At 67.4% G+C, this 12,301-nt stretch carries 15 protein-coding genes; 11 read left to right on the plus strand and 4 right to left on the minus strand.

Going from position 1 to position 12,301, the window contains the following annotated elements; all coding sequences use genetic code 11:
* The first annotated feature begins 1 nt into the window (after position 1).
* Complete coding sequence (locus DWA33_RS12210; protein WP_114358365.1) at positions 2 to 1,042, plus strand: patatin-like phospholipase family protein; 1,041 nt, start codon at positions 2 to 4, stop codon at positions 1,040 to 1,042.
* On the opposite strand, the gene DWA33_RS12215 is transcribed toward DWA33_RS12210, so the two are convergent.
* The 3 genes from DWA33_RS12215 to DWA33_RS25605 form a co-directional block, all read right to left on the minus strand.
* Entirely contained in the window at positions 978 to 2,186 is a 1,209-nt protein-coding gene (locus DWA33_RS12215; protein ID WP_244601273.1) for a DUF305 domain-containing protein, read from the minus strand. The genes DWA33_RS12210 and DWA33_RS12215 overlap by 65 nt on opposite strands.
* A gap of 7 nt (positions 2,187 to 2,193) precedes the next feature.
* Positions 2,194 to 2,979, minus strand: a complete 786-nt coding sequence (locus DWA33_RS12220; RefSeq protein WP_114358367.1) for an SDR family NAD(P)-dependent oxidoreductase — start codon at positions 2,977 to 2,979, stop codon at positions 2,194 to 2,196.
* 130 nt (positions 2,980 to 3,109) lie between these two features.
* Entirely contained in the window at positions 3,110 to 3,232 is a 123-nt protein-coding gene (locus DWA33_RS25605) for a hypothetical protein (RefSeq protein ID WP_283808608.1), read from the minus strand.
* Positions 3,233 to 3,348: 116 nt separating this feature from the next.
* Between DWA33_RS25605 and DWA33_RS12225 the strand changes: the two genes are divergently transcribed.
* From DWA33_RS12225 to DWA33_RS12235, 3 genes are all read left to right on the plus strand, one after another.
* Positions 3,349 to 3,555, plus strand: coding sequence for a hypothetical protein (locus DWA33_RS12225; protein ID WP_114358368.1), 207 nt, complete (start codon positions 3,349 to 3,351; stop codon positions 3,553 to 3,555).
* Positions 3,552 to 3,746, plus strand: coding sequence for a hypothetical protein (locus DWA33_RS12230; RefSeq protein ID WP_114358369.1), 195 nt, complete (start codon positions 3,552 to 3,554; stop codon positions 3,744 to 3,746). Before DWA33_RS12225 ends, DWA33_RS12230 begins: the two co-directional genes overlap by 4 nt.
* Positions 3,747 to 3,867: 121 nt before the next feature.
* Positions 3,868 to 4,671 carry a Crp/Fnr family transcriptional regulator gene (locus tag DWA33_RS12235; RefSeq protein ID WP_114358370.1) on the plus strand — a complete coding sequence of 268 codons (804 nt, stop codon included), beginning with the start codon at positions 3,868 to 3,870 and terminating at the stop codon, positions 4,669 to 4,671.
* A gap of 54 nt (positions 4,672 to 4,725) precedes the next feature.
* Here DWA33_RS12235 and DWA33_RS12240 read toward each other — a convergent pair whose 3' ends face one another.
* Positions 4,726 to 4,995, minus strand: a complete 270-nt coding sequence (locus tag DWA33_RS12240; protein ID WP_114358371.1) for a hypothetical protein — start codon at positions 4,993 to 4,995, stop codon at positions 4,726 to 4,728.
* A 236-nt stretch (positions 4,996 to 5,231) separates the two neighbouring features.
* Between DWA33_RS12240 and DWA33_RS12245 the strand changes: the two genes are divergently transcribed.
* From DWA33_RS12245 to DWA33_RS12275, 7 genes are all read left to right on the plus strand, one after another.
* Positions 5,232 to 6,326 carry an inositol-3-phosphate synthase gene (locus DWA33_RS12245; protein WP_114358372.1) on the plus strand — a complete coding sequence of 365 codons (1,095 nt, stop codon included), beginning with the start codon at positions 5,232 to 5,234 and terminating at the stop codon, positions 6,324 to 6,326.
* A 7-nt stretch (positions 6,327 to 6,333) separates the two neighbouring features.
* Entirely contained in the window at positions 6,334 to 6,927 is a 594-nt protein-coding gene (locus tag DWA33_RS12250) for a histidine phosphatase family protein (protein WP_114358373.1), read from the plus strand.
* Positions 6,928 to 6,966: 39 nt separating this feature from the next.
* On the plus strand, positions 6,967 to 7,731 hold the full coding sequence (locus DWA33_RS12255) for a TIGR04290 family methyltransferase (protein WP_114358374.1): 765 nt from the start codon (positions 6,967 to 6,969) through the stop codon (positions 7,729 to 7,731).
* On the plus strand, positions 7,728 to 8,663 hold the full coding sequence (locus tag DWA33_RS12260; protein WP_114358375.1) for a glycoside hydrolase 5 family protein: 936 nt from the start codon (positions 7,728 to 7,730) through the stop codon (positions 8,661 to 8,663). The genes DWA33_RS12255 and DWA33_RS12260 overlap by 4 nt, the downstream gene beginning before the upstream one ends.
* A 181-nt stretch (positions 8,664 to 8,844) precedes the next feature.
* Complete coding sequence (locus tag DWA33_RS12265; RefSeq protein WP_114358376.1) at positions 8,845 to 9,957, plus strand: NAD-dependent epimerase/dehydratase family protein; 1,113 nt, start codon at positions 8,845 to 8,847, stop codon at positions 9,955 to 9,957.
* Entirely contained in the window at positions 9,954 to 11,018 is a 1,065-nt protein-coding gene (locus DWA33_RS12270) for an SDR family NAD(P)-dependent oxidoreductase (protein WP_114358377.1), read from the plus strand. The genes DWA33_RS12265 and DWA33_RS12270 overlap by 4 nt, the downstream gene beginning before the upstream one ends.
* Positions 11,015 to 12,301 carry a TIGR04295 family B12-binding domain-containing radical SAM protein gene (locus DWA33_RS12275; protein WP_114358378.1) on the plus strand — a complete coding sequence of 429 codons (1,287 nt, stop codon included), beginning with the start codon at positions 11,015 to 11,017 and terminating at the stop codon, positions 12,299 to 12,301. Before DWA33_RS12270 ends, DWA33_RS12275 begins: the two co-directional genes overlap by 4 nt.

Consider the following 12,301-nt stretch of genomic DNA (forward strand, 5'->3'; position numbering starts at 1 on the left):
CTTGACCGCCACCGACGAGAACGGCGGAGGCCTCACCGCGCTGGTGTTCGCCGGCGGCCTCAGCCTTGCGGCGTATCACGGCGGTGCCTTCGAGGCGTTCTCGGCTCAGGCACAGCCGCTGCACTGGCTGGCCGGCTCATCGGCCGGCGCGATCACCGCCGCGCTGATCGCCGGCAATCCGCCGCTACGGCGCAGCGCCGCGCTACGCGAATTCTGGGGGCTTTCGGCATCCGAACCGGCGTGGTCGCCGCTGCCGCATCTGGAGGGCTGGGCGAGCGCGATGACGGCGCATCTGCTCGGCGATCCCGGCCACTTTCACCCGCGGCTGCCGGTGCCGTTTCATTTTCGGAGTCTCTACGATCTGGCACCGATGCGCCGTCGGCTGGCGCGGCTGATCGATTTCGCCCGCCTCAATGCCGGCGACCTGCGGCTGTCGATCGCGGCGACCGACCTGTGCAGCGGCGATCCGGTGATCTTCGACACCGGCGGCGAGCCGATCGAGCTCGACCACCTGCTGGCGAGTTGCGGCTTCCTGCCGGAGTTCGCACCGGTGACGATCGGCGACCGGACGCTGGTCGACGGCGGCCTGTCGCTCAATGCGCCGTTCGATCCGGTTCTGGCCGAATGCGACGGGCCACTCCGGCTGTTCGTAGTGGATCTCTATGCGCGCGACGACCATGCGCCGACGACGTTGGAAGATGCACTCGAGCGCAAGAACGACCTGCTGTTCGGCAACCAGACCTATCTGCGGCTCCAGGACAAGATCCGGATCAGGCAACTCGAACGCGCTGCCGCGGGTCGTCCGACGACTGCCGACGAGATCACCCTTCTGAGCTATCGCGCAGGGGCGAACGAGCCCGGGCCGGAGAAGAGCTTCAACTTCTCCAGACGAGCGCTGGCGCGGCGCTGGCAGGCCGGGTTCGACGACATGCGTGCGGCGCTCGCACCCGACGCTTCCGCGACCGGCGAGCTGCGCGTCATTCGGCGCCACGCGTCGTCTCGTCCGACCGTGACGCCGCTCGCGGCTGCCCAGGGCGGTTGACGTTGTCGGCGAACATCGCGGCGATCGCCAGGCGAACGGCGGCCGTGCCGTCCACTCCGTGCATCAAAGCGATCTCGCCCTGCTGCTCGTGCCGGATGGCGTGCGCCATGATGGTCAGCCGAAGATCGCCGCTCGCGCCGAGCTGCTGATCCGCCATCGCCACCGCGCCCTTGTGGTGCTTGGTCATCGCCGCCACGAAGTCGGCGTCGAACGTCGCGGGCGGCGTCGATCTTAGTTCGGCGACCTCTGCGTCGCTGAGCAGGCCCGGCATCGCGGCGCGTTCCTCTGCAGAACACAGTTGCATCGGCTCGTCGAACCAGCTCCGCCACCACCGCTCGAGATACGAACTCTCGCTCGCCTGGGAGGCGACCATCAGCCCGGCCAGCGCCCGCAGATGCGGATCGCGGGCGCGTTCGATCGCCAGCGAGGCAAGCTCGATACCCTGCTGGTGATGAGTGTGCATGTGGCGCATGAAAGTCTGGTCGGTGACAATGGACTCGCCGCGCCACGGCCAGACGCGATCGACAGCGGCGCCGGCGGCACCGAGCCCAACCAGCATCAGCAGCGCGGCCATCGCCGCGGTCCAGCCCAGGGTGAAGCGGCGCTCGACGCGCGACAGCGAGCGGTACAGCCATGGAAACAGCGGATAGATCAGCGATGATGACAAGTGCACCAGAAACCCGATCCAATACGGCTGCTGCAACGTGAAGATCGGCTGGAAGAACGGAAACAGCGGCACCAGCACCGCCCATTCCAGCGCCGAGGTGCCGACCGCCCAGAGCGGCGCGATCAGCGCGAGCCGCATCGGCGACAGCCCGGCGGTCCATCGCGACAGCAGGCCGAAGAAGAACACCGCCCAGGAGAAATCCGCCCATTGATGAAACGCGATCCCGGCCGCGATCGCGGCCGTGGAGGGCTCGGCAGTCAGCGCCCAATCCCGGGTCGGGATCGCGGCGACCGACATCCAGTCGACCGCGGCGTCACGCCCGAGCAGCGAGGCCGCGAACTGACTGAGCAGCGTCGAATAGCTGCTGCTGATCACCCCGAGCAGCGCCGCCGCAATCCAGACGTGGCGATGCCGCGCGGCCCCGGCGGGACCGCCGTCGGATGCGGATGATGGGCCGATCCGCAGAGTCCGCGTCACACCCGGCTCAGCGCTTGGCGCTGCCGGGCTCGGCCATCTTGCGATGCTGGCCCGCCAGCACGCCGGATGGGATGACATTGGCCGCCGCCGACTGCAGCTTGTTCTTCCATCCGCTGACGACGTCGCCCTCGCCGCTCATCATCGCGTCGAAGCCGATCCGCGCGACTTCGCCGGCATCGTCCTTCTCGGCGGCGCCGACTGCCGTGTCCAGCATGTCGGCGCGGCGGAAGAAGTCGGTCTCGGTCGGGCCGGGCATCAGGCAGGTCACGGTGATGGCGGTGTCCTTCAGTTCGTCGCGCAGCGCGAAGGAGAACGAGTTCAGAAACGATTTGGTGGCGTTGTAGATCGCCTGGAAGCTGCCCGGCGTGAAACCCGCGATCGAGCCGGTGATCAGGATCCGACCGGAGTTGCGCCGACGCATGTCGTTGCCGATTCGGTGCACCAGCAGCACCGTGCCGGTGACATTGGTGTCGATCACATTGCGGGCTTCCTCGAGATTCTGGTCGAGGAACGCGTGCCCGAGACCGCGGCCGGCATTGGCGATCAGCGCATCGACCGGCCGTCCCTTGGTCGCGCCGAGCAGTTCGTCGACGCCTTGCTCGGTGGACAGGTCGGCCTGGACCGCCTCGACCGCGACGCCGGAGACGCGCAACTCGGCTGCGGCCTTTTCGATCTCCGGCTCGTTCGCCGCGATCAGCAGATCGAAGCCGCCTTCCGCACAGCATTTGGCGAGCTCATAGCCGATGCCGGTGGACGCTCCGGTGACGACGGCGAAGGGACGTTGTTCGGTCATGGCCTGCTCCGATGGTTTGGCGGACAACCGGGAGCGGAGCCGCCCGTTCCTCGCAGCCCTCCGACAGCAGCGCGGGCGAGCTTCTCGATCATCCCTGGCCGATCATCACCGGCGGGCGCGGCCGTTCCGGTCAGCCGAACAGGCCCATCAGCCAGGCCACGATCGCGATCAGTGGAACCACGGCGATCGCGAGTAGCAAGATCGGGGCGGGTTCGTTGCCGGTGCGCTTGGCGTCGAGTTTATCGTCTTCCATGACGTCCTTAAGCGCGAGCGACCACCGTCGTTCCCCGGGCTCATGCAGATCGCGCCGAGCGGCGGCAATCGGAACGGGGCCCACCGCCTCGCGTTCATCACCGAGGAGGACAAGCCATGACCAAGCAACCGCCCGTTCCGCCCGACAATCGCAGCCCGAAAGGCCCCGGCGCCGATCCGGCCTCGACCCCGCGCGACGACAGCGGCGTCCGCGACGTCGATGCGACCCGCGGCCAGCGCGACAACATCGAACAGAACACACACAATCAGGGCTATCAGCAGCCGCTGATTTGCTGCATGCTCACGACGGAGACCGGCCCATGACCAACCGCACGCCGACCACCACTCCAGCCGACGTTCCGCCGAACGGCCGCGAGCCGCCGTTCACCGAAGACGATCGGGCCCGCGCAGAACTCGGCTCGACCACCGATGGCAGCCAGCGCGAGCGAGACCGGATGACGCCGCAGCGCGCCAAGAAGACGCCGCTGCACGACGATCCGGGCCACACGGCGTGATCACGATGCGCCGCGGCCCGGTTGTTCGCCGCACTCGGCGCCTTGTGTCTTATGATAAAGACGATGCTGCGTTCCGTCGCTACTCTGCTCCACTGGAAACGTCAGTGAGAGTGGATCGCCAATGCGAGCCGGCTTCGCATTCACCAGCTTGGCCAATCGTCTCGCCAGTGTCGCGGAGCTGTCCGAGCAGGATCTCGAGCTCCTCACTGCAATGCCCGCAACGATCCGCCATCTGAAACCGCACGAGACCGTGCTGCACCAGAACGAAGATTCGGACGAATGCTGCGTGGTGTTGCAGGGCTTCCTGTGCTGGCGTCAGGGCGACCGCAACGATGCGTTGATCACCTCGATCCATATTCCGGGCGACGTGCCGGATCTGCACACCATACTGGCGCCGTGCCGGCAGGCGACGCTGAACTCACTCGGCCCCGCCGTGGTGGCGCTCGTGCCGCACGAATTCTTTCGCAGCGTCGCGGCGCAGAGCAGGCAGATGGCTAACGCCCTGGCGATGCTGGCTCTCGCGGACGTCGCGACGCTCCGCAACTGGGTGGTCAATCTCGGCGCGCGCGACTCGCTGACCCGGGTGACGCATCTGCTCTGCGAGATCGCCACGCGGCTGCAGGCCGTCGGCCTCGCGCGCGACTACCGCTTCCCCTCCCCGTTCACGCAATCCGATCTCGCCGCGGCCTGCGGCATCTCGGCCGTGCACGCCAACCGCATCATCCAGGACCTGCGCCATAGTTCCTGGCTGCAGTGGCACGCGAAGACGATCACGATCACGAACTGGAACGCGCTGGTCCGTGTCTCCGGATTCACGCCGGACTATCTGCATCTCCGGCGAGAGCCGCAGATGCAGTGCGCCGCCGATGCTCTGGCGCCTTGTTTGACCGACCGCGGTGATCGAATCGCGACGCCGTTGTCGTGACGTCGCCGGACTCGTGACGTCGTTGCAGCGGCGGTTGCCGGCGATCGTGTCCTTCTATCGGCGCACGAATTTGTGGAAGCGGCTGATCTTGCCCTCGGCCGTCTTGTCCTGATGCAGGAATGCGAGCCTGGACTCGTCGAACTTGCGGAAGAATTCGGTCCATTCGATCGGCTCCAGCCCCTCGTCCGGGGGCCCGAAGTCGATCCGCAGGATGCCGGCGTGATCGCCTTGTTCGGTGGCCTTCACGGTCGCCGGTCGGCCCTGGCGTCGCTCCGCCCATTGTCGGATCGCATCGTGGTCGGTCGTGGTCGTGCTGTCGCTCATCACCATCGTCCTCGGCTCGAGTCCGGCCCTCAGTCGCTCCGGCTTTGAACCAACGACGTCCGCCGAGGATGGTTCTTAACCGCCGCACGGGCCGAGCCGGACTTATCGCAAGTTAAGATCTCTGATGTCTTGCCTCTCCGGCCCGGCGTCCCCAGGAACCACGCTGCTGTTCCGCGGTTCGCCCCTCGCGCTACGGCCGGCGTTCCGCGCCGCCACACCCTGGAGGGCGATCATCGATGCATTCACGTCTGCAAGATGGTCGACGAGTCCGCGTCGGGCTCGTCGGCGTCGGCAATTGTGCGAGCGCCCTGGTGCAAGGACTGTCGTACTATCGGGATGCACAATCCAACGAGCCGGTGCCCGGCCTGATGAACGTGGATCTCGGCGGCTACCACGTCAGCGACATCGAGATCGCTTCGGCGTTCGATATCCATGCCGGCAAGGTCGGCCGCGACGTCGCCGACGCGATCTGGATCAAGCCGAACAACACCCAACGCTTCGCCGCCGTGCCGGCCACCGGCGCGGTCGTCGCGCGCGGGCCCGCGCTCGACGGTGTCGGCCGCTACACCACCGACGATGTGCCGATCTCCGACGAGCCCGAGGCCGACGTGGTCGACGTGCTGATGAAATCGCGCACCGATGTTCTGGTTTCCTATCTGCCCGTCGGCGCGCAGCGCGCGTCGGAGTGGTACGCGGAGCGCGCGCTCGATGCCGGCTGCGCCTTCGTCAACTGCATCCCGGTGTTCATCGCGTCCGATCCGGCATGGCGCAGCCGGTTCGAACGCGCCGGGCTGCCGATCGTCGGCGACGACATCAAGAGCCAGGTCGGCGCCACCATCATCCACCGCATGCTGGCCAATCTGTTTCGCGATCGCGGCGTCCAGCTCAATCGCACCTATCAGCTCAATGTCGGCGGTAATACCGACTTCAAGAACATGCTGGAGCGCGAGCGCCTCGCCTCCAAGAAGATCTCCAAGACCCAGGCCGTCACCAGCCAGCTCGAGGTGCCGCTCGATGCCGACGACGTCCATGTCGGGCCGAGCGACTTCGTGCCGTGGCTGACCGATCGCAAGCTCGCCTATATCCGGCTCGAAGGCACCGCCTTCGGCGGCGTTCCGCTCAGCGCCGAACTCAAGCTCGAAGTCTGGGACTCGCCGAACTCCGCCGGCGTGGTGATCGACGCGGTGCGCTGCGCCAAGCTGGCGATGGACCGCGGCATCGGCGGCGCGCTGATCGGGCCGTCGAGCTATTTCATGAAGTCGCCGCCGCGGCAGTTCACCGACGACGAGGCGCGCCGCGCCACGATCGACTTCATCGAAGGCAAAGCTTGACTCCGCGATGGTGAAGCGGGTGCACCTGGTTCGCCACGGGCATCACGGCCAGCTCGGCAGGCTGTGCGGCCGGATGTCGGGCGTGGCGCTGGACGACCTCGGCCAGGCGCAGATGCGCGCCTGCGCCGCCGTGCTGGCGCCCGCACCGGATCTGATCGAGTCGTCGCCGCGGCTGCGGACGCGGCAGTCGGCGCTGTTCCTCGCAGCGCATTTCCGCCTGCCGGTGCGGACCGTCGCCGCGTTCGACGAACTCGATGTCGGCGACTGGACCGGCTCCAGCTTCGAGCAGCTGGACAGCGATCCGCGCTGGCGGCAGTGGAATGCCCGGCGCGGCAGCACCCGTCCGCCGCGGGGCGAAAGCATGGCCGAGTTGCAGCGACGCGTGGTGCAGCATCTCGAGACGCTGCGCCGCGACGGCAGCGACAGCGTCGTGGCGATCGTCAGCCATGCCGAACCGATCCGTGCCGCACTGCTCCACTATGCCGGCGTGTCGGTCGATGACTTCTCGGCCGTCCCGGTCGAGCCGGCCAGCATCAGCACGCTGGCGACCAGTCACGACGGCTTCCTGATCGAGCAGATCAACCGCCAAGTGCCGCTGTGACGTAGCGGCGCCGCCAATTCACAGTCCAGGAGCGCCCGCGTGAGTCCCGCCCTTACCTCCGAAGAGATCCGGCGCCGTGTCGACGAGCTCGGACCGTGGTTTCACAACCTCGATCTCAACGGCGTCGCCACCGCGCCGTCTCACTTTCTCGGCGACTATCCGCGGGTGAAGTGGCGGCGGTTCGCCGCTGCGATTCCCGACGATCTCAGCGGCAAGACGGTGCTCGACATCGGCTGCAACGCCGGCTTCTACGCCATGGAAATGAAGCGTCGCGGCGCGGATCGGGTCCTCGGCCTCGACACCGACGACGAGTACCTCGCGCAGGCGGCGTTCGCCGCCGACGTCAGCGGGCTCGACATCGAATTCCGCAAGATGTCGGCCTACGACGTCGGACAGCTCGGCGAGCGCTTCGATCTCGTGATCTTCATGGGGGTGTTCTATCATTTGCGCCATCCACTGCTGGCGCTCGATCTGATCCACGAGCACGTCGCCGGCGACATGCTGCTGTTTCAATCGATGCTGCGCGGCAGCATGCGTGTCGATCCGGTCGAGCCGGACTACGAGTTCTGGGCGGTCGAACAGTTCGAGCGTCCCGGCTATCCCAAGATGCATTTCATCGAGCATCGCTACGCGGCCGATCCGACCAACTGGTGGGCGCCCAATCGCGCCTGCGTCGAAGCCATGTTGCGCAGCGCCGGCTTCGTCGTCGCCGCCCATCCCGAGGAAGAAGTGTTTCTGTGCCGACGAACGGTGCGGCCGCAGCCGGACGGACCGGTGTATCCTGCGCGGAGGAGCCAGACATGATCGAGGCTGCCAAGATCTGGAACGAGCCCAACAACAAGTCGCATTGGGACCTGCAGCTCGATCCCGAGTGGGAGAAGTTCGCCGAGCTGGCGATTCTCACCGGGACAGCAATCCGCGCGGTGCATCCGACGCTGCCGCGGGTTCTCGGCGGCATCTCGCCGATCGATCCGTCGTTCATCACCAACATGAAGGCGCGCGGCGTGCTCGAGCACGTCGACATCGTCGCCGTGCACGGCTTTCCGCTCGACTGGAACCTGTGGCAGATCGACGAGTGGCCCGCCAAGCTCGCCGAGATCCAGGCCCTGGTCGCGCTTCCGGTCTGGGTGACCGAGGTCGGCGTATCGTCGTTCGGCGCCGAGCAGGTGCAGGCCTGGGGAATGCAGCGGACCGCCGAACTGCTGAGCGGACGCGCGCCGCGCATTCACTGGTACAGCCTCTACGACCTGCCCTCCGCCTGGGAGGCCACCACCCGTCACCGCGAGGCCGAGGGGTCGAGTTATTACCGACACTTCCACATGGGCCTGCTGCGCGAGGACGGCACGCCGAAGCGCGCGCTGGAAAGCTACGAACAGCACGCGGCGAATATCGGCCTGTGCCAGTGGTTCCACTTCGAGGATCATCGCCTCGGTCAGGCGGTGAACTGGATGCGGCGGCTCGGGGTGCGTCACTTGCGGACCGGGCTGTCCTGGGCCGACAGCTTCCGCCCCCGTGCGCTCGACTGGTTCGACCGTCAGATGGATGCGCTGGCCGAGTTCGACGTCACCGTCACTTTCTGCTTCACACCCGAGCATCTCGGCGTCGAGCCGCACCATACAAGCCCGCCGCGGGAGCCCGAGAGGTTCGCCGAATTCTGCGCCAGCATGATCGAGCGTTACGCCGCGCGCCCCGCGGCCGGCGCAGAACCGCAGCCCCTCACATCGGCGATGGCTTAGCCGCACTCTCCGCGGTCCGCTTAACCCAAGTTAGGGAACTGATCGTTCCTCGTACTGATAGGAACGTTCGGCCCAGCAGCAGCTTTCCTCCGTCACTAGGATCGCCGTCCATCGCATCGACGGCCGCGCCGGCTCTTCCCCCAAGAGCTGCGACTATCAACCAGCTGGAGTATCGCCGGACATGGCACGTGTGCTGATCACGGGAGGCGCCGGGTTCATCGGCTCGCACGCAGCGGATGCGCTGCTCGACGCCGGCTACGAGGTTCGTGTCCTGGACAATCTGCATGCGCAGGTCCACGGCAACGGCCGGCTGCGCCCGCCCTATCTCGCCGACGGTGCCGAGCTGATCGTCGGCGATGTCACCGACCCGGTCGCCGTGGAGCGCGCGCTGCGCGGAGTCGACAAGGTGCTGCACCTCGCCTCCGCGGTCGGCGTCGGGCAAAGTATGTACGACATCGCGTCATACGTCCGCGCCAACGAACTCGGCACGGCGGTGCTGCTCGAGGCTTTGTCCAAGCACCCGGTCGCCAAGCTGGTGGTCGCGTCCTCGATGAGCATCTACGGCGAAGGCCTGTGCCGCAGCGCGGACGGCCGATCCGTATCTCCCGACGAACGGCCGGTCAGCCAGCTTCGCAACGGTGATTGGGAATTGCGCGGCCCGGGCGGAGAAGTGCTCGAACCGATCCCGACGCCCGAGACCAAACAGCCGACGCTGAGCTCGATCTATGCGCTCAACAAATACGCGCAGGAGCGCATGTGCCTGATCACCGGCAAGGCCTACGGCATCTCCACGCTGGCATTGCGTTTCTTCAACGTATTCGGCACCCGGCAGGCGCTGTCCAATCCCTACACCGGGGTGCTGGCGATCTTCGCAGCGCGGCTGCTCAACGAGCGTCCGCCCTTGGTGTTCGAGGACGGCCGGCAGCGCCGCGACTTCGTGCATGTCCGCGACGTCGCACGCGCCTGCCTGCTGGCGCTCGACAGCGAGCTTGCGGGCGAGGTGTTCAACATCGGCTCGGGACAGCCGCGCAGCATCCTGTCGATCGCGCAGGATCTGGCGCGGGTGATGGGCCGCGCCAGGATCAGCGCCGAAATCACCGGCAAGTATCGCGCCGGCGACATTCGCCATTGCTTCGCTGATATCGAGACCAGCCGCGCCAGGCTCGGCTTCGCGCCGCAGGTGTCGTTCGAAGACGGACTCGACGAGCTGGCCGGTTACCTCGCCGACCAGATCGCCGAGGATCGCGCCGAACAGGCGACCGAGGAATTGCTGCGCCGGGGACTGGTCGCATGACGGTCGCCGATCGTAACCGGCCGATTCTCATCACCGGCGGCTGCGGCTTCATCGGCAGCAATCTCGCCGACCGGCTGGCGAGCCAGGGCCGCAAGGTGGTGGCGCTCGACAGCCTGGCGCGGGCCGGCGTGGTCGAAAACGCGAAGTGGCTGAAGGCGCGCCATTCCGGCCGCATCGAGATCGTCACCGCCGATGTCCGCGATCCGATCCGGCTGATCGAGGCGGTGCGCGAGGTCGCCGGCGTGCTGCATCTGGCCGCGCAGGTCGCCGTCACCGACAGCGTTGCCGATCCGGTGGCGGATTTCGAGATCAATGCCCGCGGCACCTTGAACGTGCTCGAGGCCATTCGCCTGCACAATCCGGAGGCGCCGCTGTTGTTCGCCTCGACCAACAAGGTGTATGGGCGCCTGATCGACGATGCGGAGGTGGTCCGCGAAGGGCAGCGCTACGTCCCCGCATCGCCGTCGCTGGCGAGCGGTGTCAGCGAGCACACCCCGCTCGACTTCCACAGCCCGTACGGCTGCTCGAAAGGCACCGCGGATCAGTACGTCCGCGACTACGCGCGGGTGTTCGGCCTGCGCACGGCGGTGCTGCGGATGAGCTGCATCTACGGACCGCGGCAGTTCGGCACCGAGGATCAGGGCTGGATCGCACACTTCATGCTCGCGGCGTTACGCGGCGCGCCGCTCACCATCTTCGGCGACGGCTATCAGGTGCGCGACGCGCTGCACGTCTCCGACGCGGTGGATGCGTGGCTCGCCGCGCTGTCGCGGATCGACAGCGTCAGCGGCCATGCCTTCAATCTCGGCGGCGGACCGGCGCGCTCGGTCAGCCTTCGCGAGCTGATCGCGTCGATCGAGTCGCTCACCGGTCGGCGGGTGCAGCATGCGCTGGCCGATTGGCGACCCGGCGATCAGCCCTGGTACGTGACGGATACCAGTGCCCTCACCGCGGCGCTCGGCTGGCAGCCGCGCATCGCGCTGGCCGAAGGTCTAGCGTCGCTGCACGACTGGCTCTCGGGCCGGTTCGCAGCAGCGCCCCAGCGCGAGGCGATCGCATGAGCCGGGTGGCGCTGATCAACCCGCATTGGCGGTTCGACGGCAGTATCTATTTCGGATGCCGCGCGCCGCATCTGCCGCTGGAGCTCGGCTGGTCCGAGCTGCTGCTGCAGCGGGCCGGTCACGCCACTCTGCTGCTCGATGCGCACATGTTCGGGTTGGAGGCCGGCGATATCCGCGCCGAGCTCGCCGCGTTCAGGCCCGACATCGTCGTCGTCACCACCGCGCCCACCTATCTGTTCTGGCGCTGCGCGCCGCCGGAGCTGCGCGTGCCGCAGCAATTGGTCGCCGCGATCCGCGATCTTGCGCCGCTGCTGGTGGCCGTCGGCCCGCACGGCTCGACCACGCCACGCGCCGCGCTGCGCAAGCTCGGCGTCGACATCGTGGCGATGGGCGAATGCGAGGAGACGATCGCCAGGCTCGCGGCGGGCGAGCGCGATTTTGCCGGGCTGTGCGTCCGCGACGGCGCCGGGATCAAGGTCAATGGCGGACCGCAGGCGGCGCGCTTCGTCGATCTGCCGGCGCTGACCTGGCCCGACGAGATGATCCGCCGGCACCACCATCATCACCATCGCTTCGATGCGGAGCCGACCGGGCCCGGCGCCGAGGTCGAGGCGTCGCGCGGGTGTCCGTATCACTGCACGTTCTGCGCCAAGGACAATTTCCGCGACGCCTATCGCCGCCGCCCGCCCGGCGTGATGCTCGACGAGATCGAGGCGCTGCAGCGCCAGAGCGTCGAATACGTGTATTTCATCGACGAGATCTTCCTGCCCAACCAGCCGCTGCTCGAAGGCCTGGTCGGGCGCGGCTTGAAGTTCGGCGTTCAGACCCGGATCGATCTGTGGAAGCCGCAGATGCTGGCGCTGCTCGGCCGCGCCGGCTGCGTATCGATCGAAGCCGGCGTCGAAAGCCTGACGCCCGAGGGCCGCGCCGCGCTCGAGAAGAACTGCCGGATGACCACAGATCAGCTCGCCGACCGGCTGATCGAGGCGCGGCGGCACGTGCCGTTCGTGCAGGCCAATCTGATCGAGATGTCGCAAGACGACGATCCGGTGGTGCAGCGCTGGCGCGGGCGGATGCAGGACGCCGGCGTCTGGGCCAACGATCCGGTGCCGCTGTATCCGTATCCGGGCTCGCCGGACTATCGCAAATTGTGGGGCGTGCCGGACGATACAGCCTGGGAGCGCGCCCATCAGCACTATCTGACGCTGTTCGATCGCTTCAGCGATGTCCAGGAGCAGCGCCCGGTGCCGCTGGCCGACCTCGAATTGCAGGTGGGCCGATGA

This window comes from Rhodopseudomonas pentothenatexigens (assembly GCF_900218015.1).
Taxonomy (GTDB): domain Bacteria; phylum Pseudomonadota; class Alphaproteobacteria; order Rhizobiales; family Xanthobacteraceae; genus Rhodopseudomonas; species Rhodopseudomonas pentothenatexigens.

Bases quoted from the DNA above. Each gene is read 5' to 3' on its own strand.
- DWA33_RS12270 (WP_114358377.1), top strand. From the start codon at position 9,954: ATGACGGTCGCCGATCGTAACCGGCCGATTCTCATCACCGGCGGCTGC.
- DWA33_RS12275 (WP_114358378.1), top strand. From the start codon at position 11,015: ATGAGCCGGGTGGCGCTGATCAACCCGCATTGGCGGTTCGACGGCAGT.
- DWA33_RS12220 (WP_114358367.1), bottom strand. From the start codon at position 2,979: ATGACCGAACAACGTCCCTTCGCCGTCGTCACCGGAGCGTCCACCGGC.
- DWA33_RS12230 (WP_114358369.1), top strand. From the start codon at position 3,552: ATGACCAACCGCACGCCGACCACCACTCCAGCCGACGTTCCGCCGAAC.
- DWA33_RS12250 (WP_114358373.1), top strand. From the start codon at position 6,334: ATGGTGAAGCGGGTGCACCTGGTTCGCCACGGGCATCACGGCCAGCTC.
- DWA33_RS12225 (WP_114358368.1), top strand. From the start codon at position 3,349: ATGACCAAGCAACCGCCCGTTCCGCCCGACAATCGCAGCCCGAAAGGC.
- DWA33_RS12235 (WP_114358370.1), top strand. From the start codon at position 3,868: ATGCGAGCCGGCTTCGCATTCACCAGCTTGGCCAATCGTCTCGCCAGT.
- DWA33_RS12245 (WP_114358372.1), top strand. From the start codon at position 5,232: ATGCATTCACGTCTGCAAGATGGTCGACGAGTCCGCGTCGGGCTCGTC.
- DWA33_RS12260 (WP_114358375.1), top strand. From the start codon at position 7,728: ATGATCGAGGCTGCCAAGATCTGGAACGAGCCCAACAACAAGTCGCAT.
- DWA33_RS12265 (WP_114358376.1), top strand. From the start codon at position 8,845: ATGGCACGTGTGCTGATCACGGGAGGCGCCGGGTTCATCGGCTCGCAC.
- DWA33_RS25605 (WP_283808608.1), bottom strand. From the start codon at position 3,232: ATGGAAGACGATAAACTCGACGCCAAGCGCACCGGCAACGAACCCGCC.
- DWA33_RS12240 (WP_114358371.1), bottom strand. From the start codon at position 4,995: ATGAGCGACAGCACGACCACGACCGACCACGATGCGATCCGACAATGG.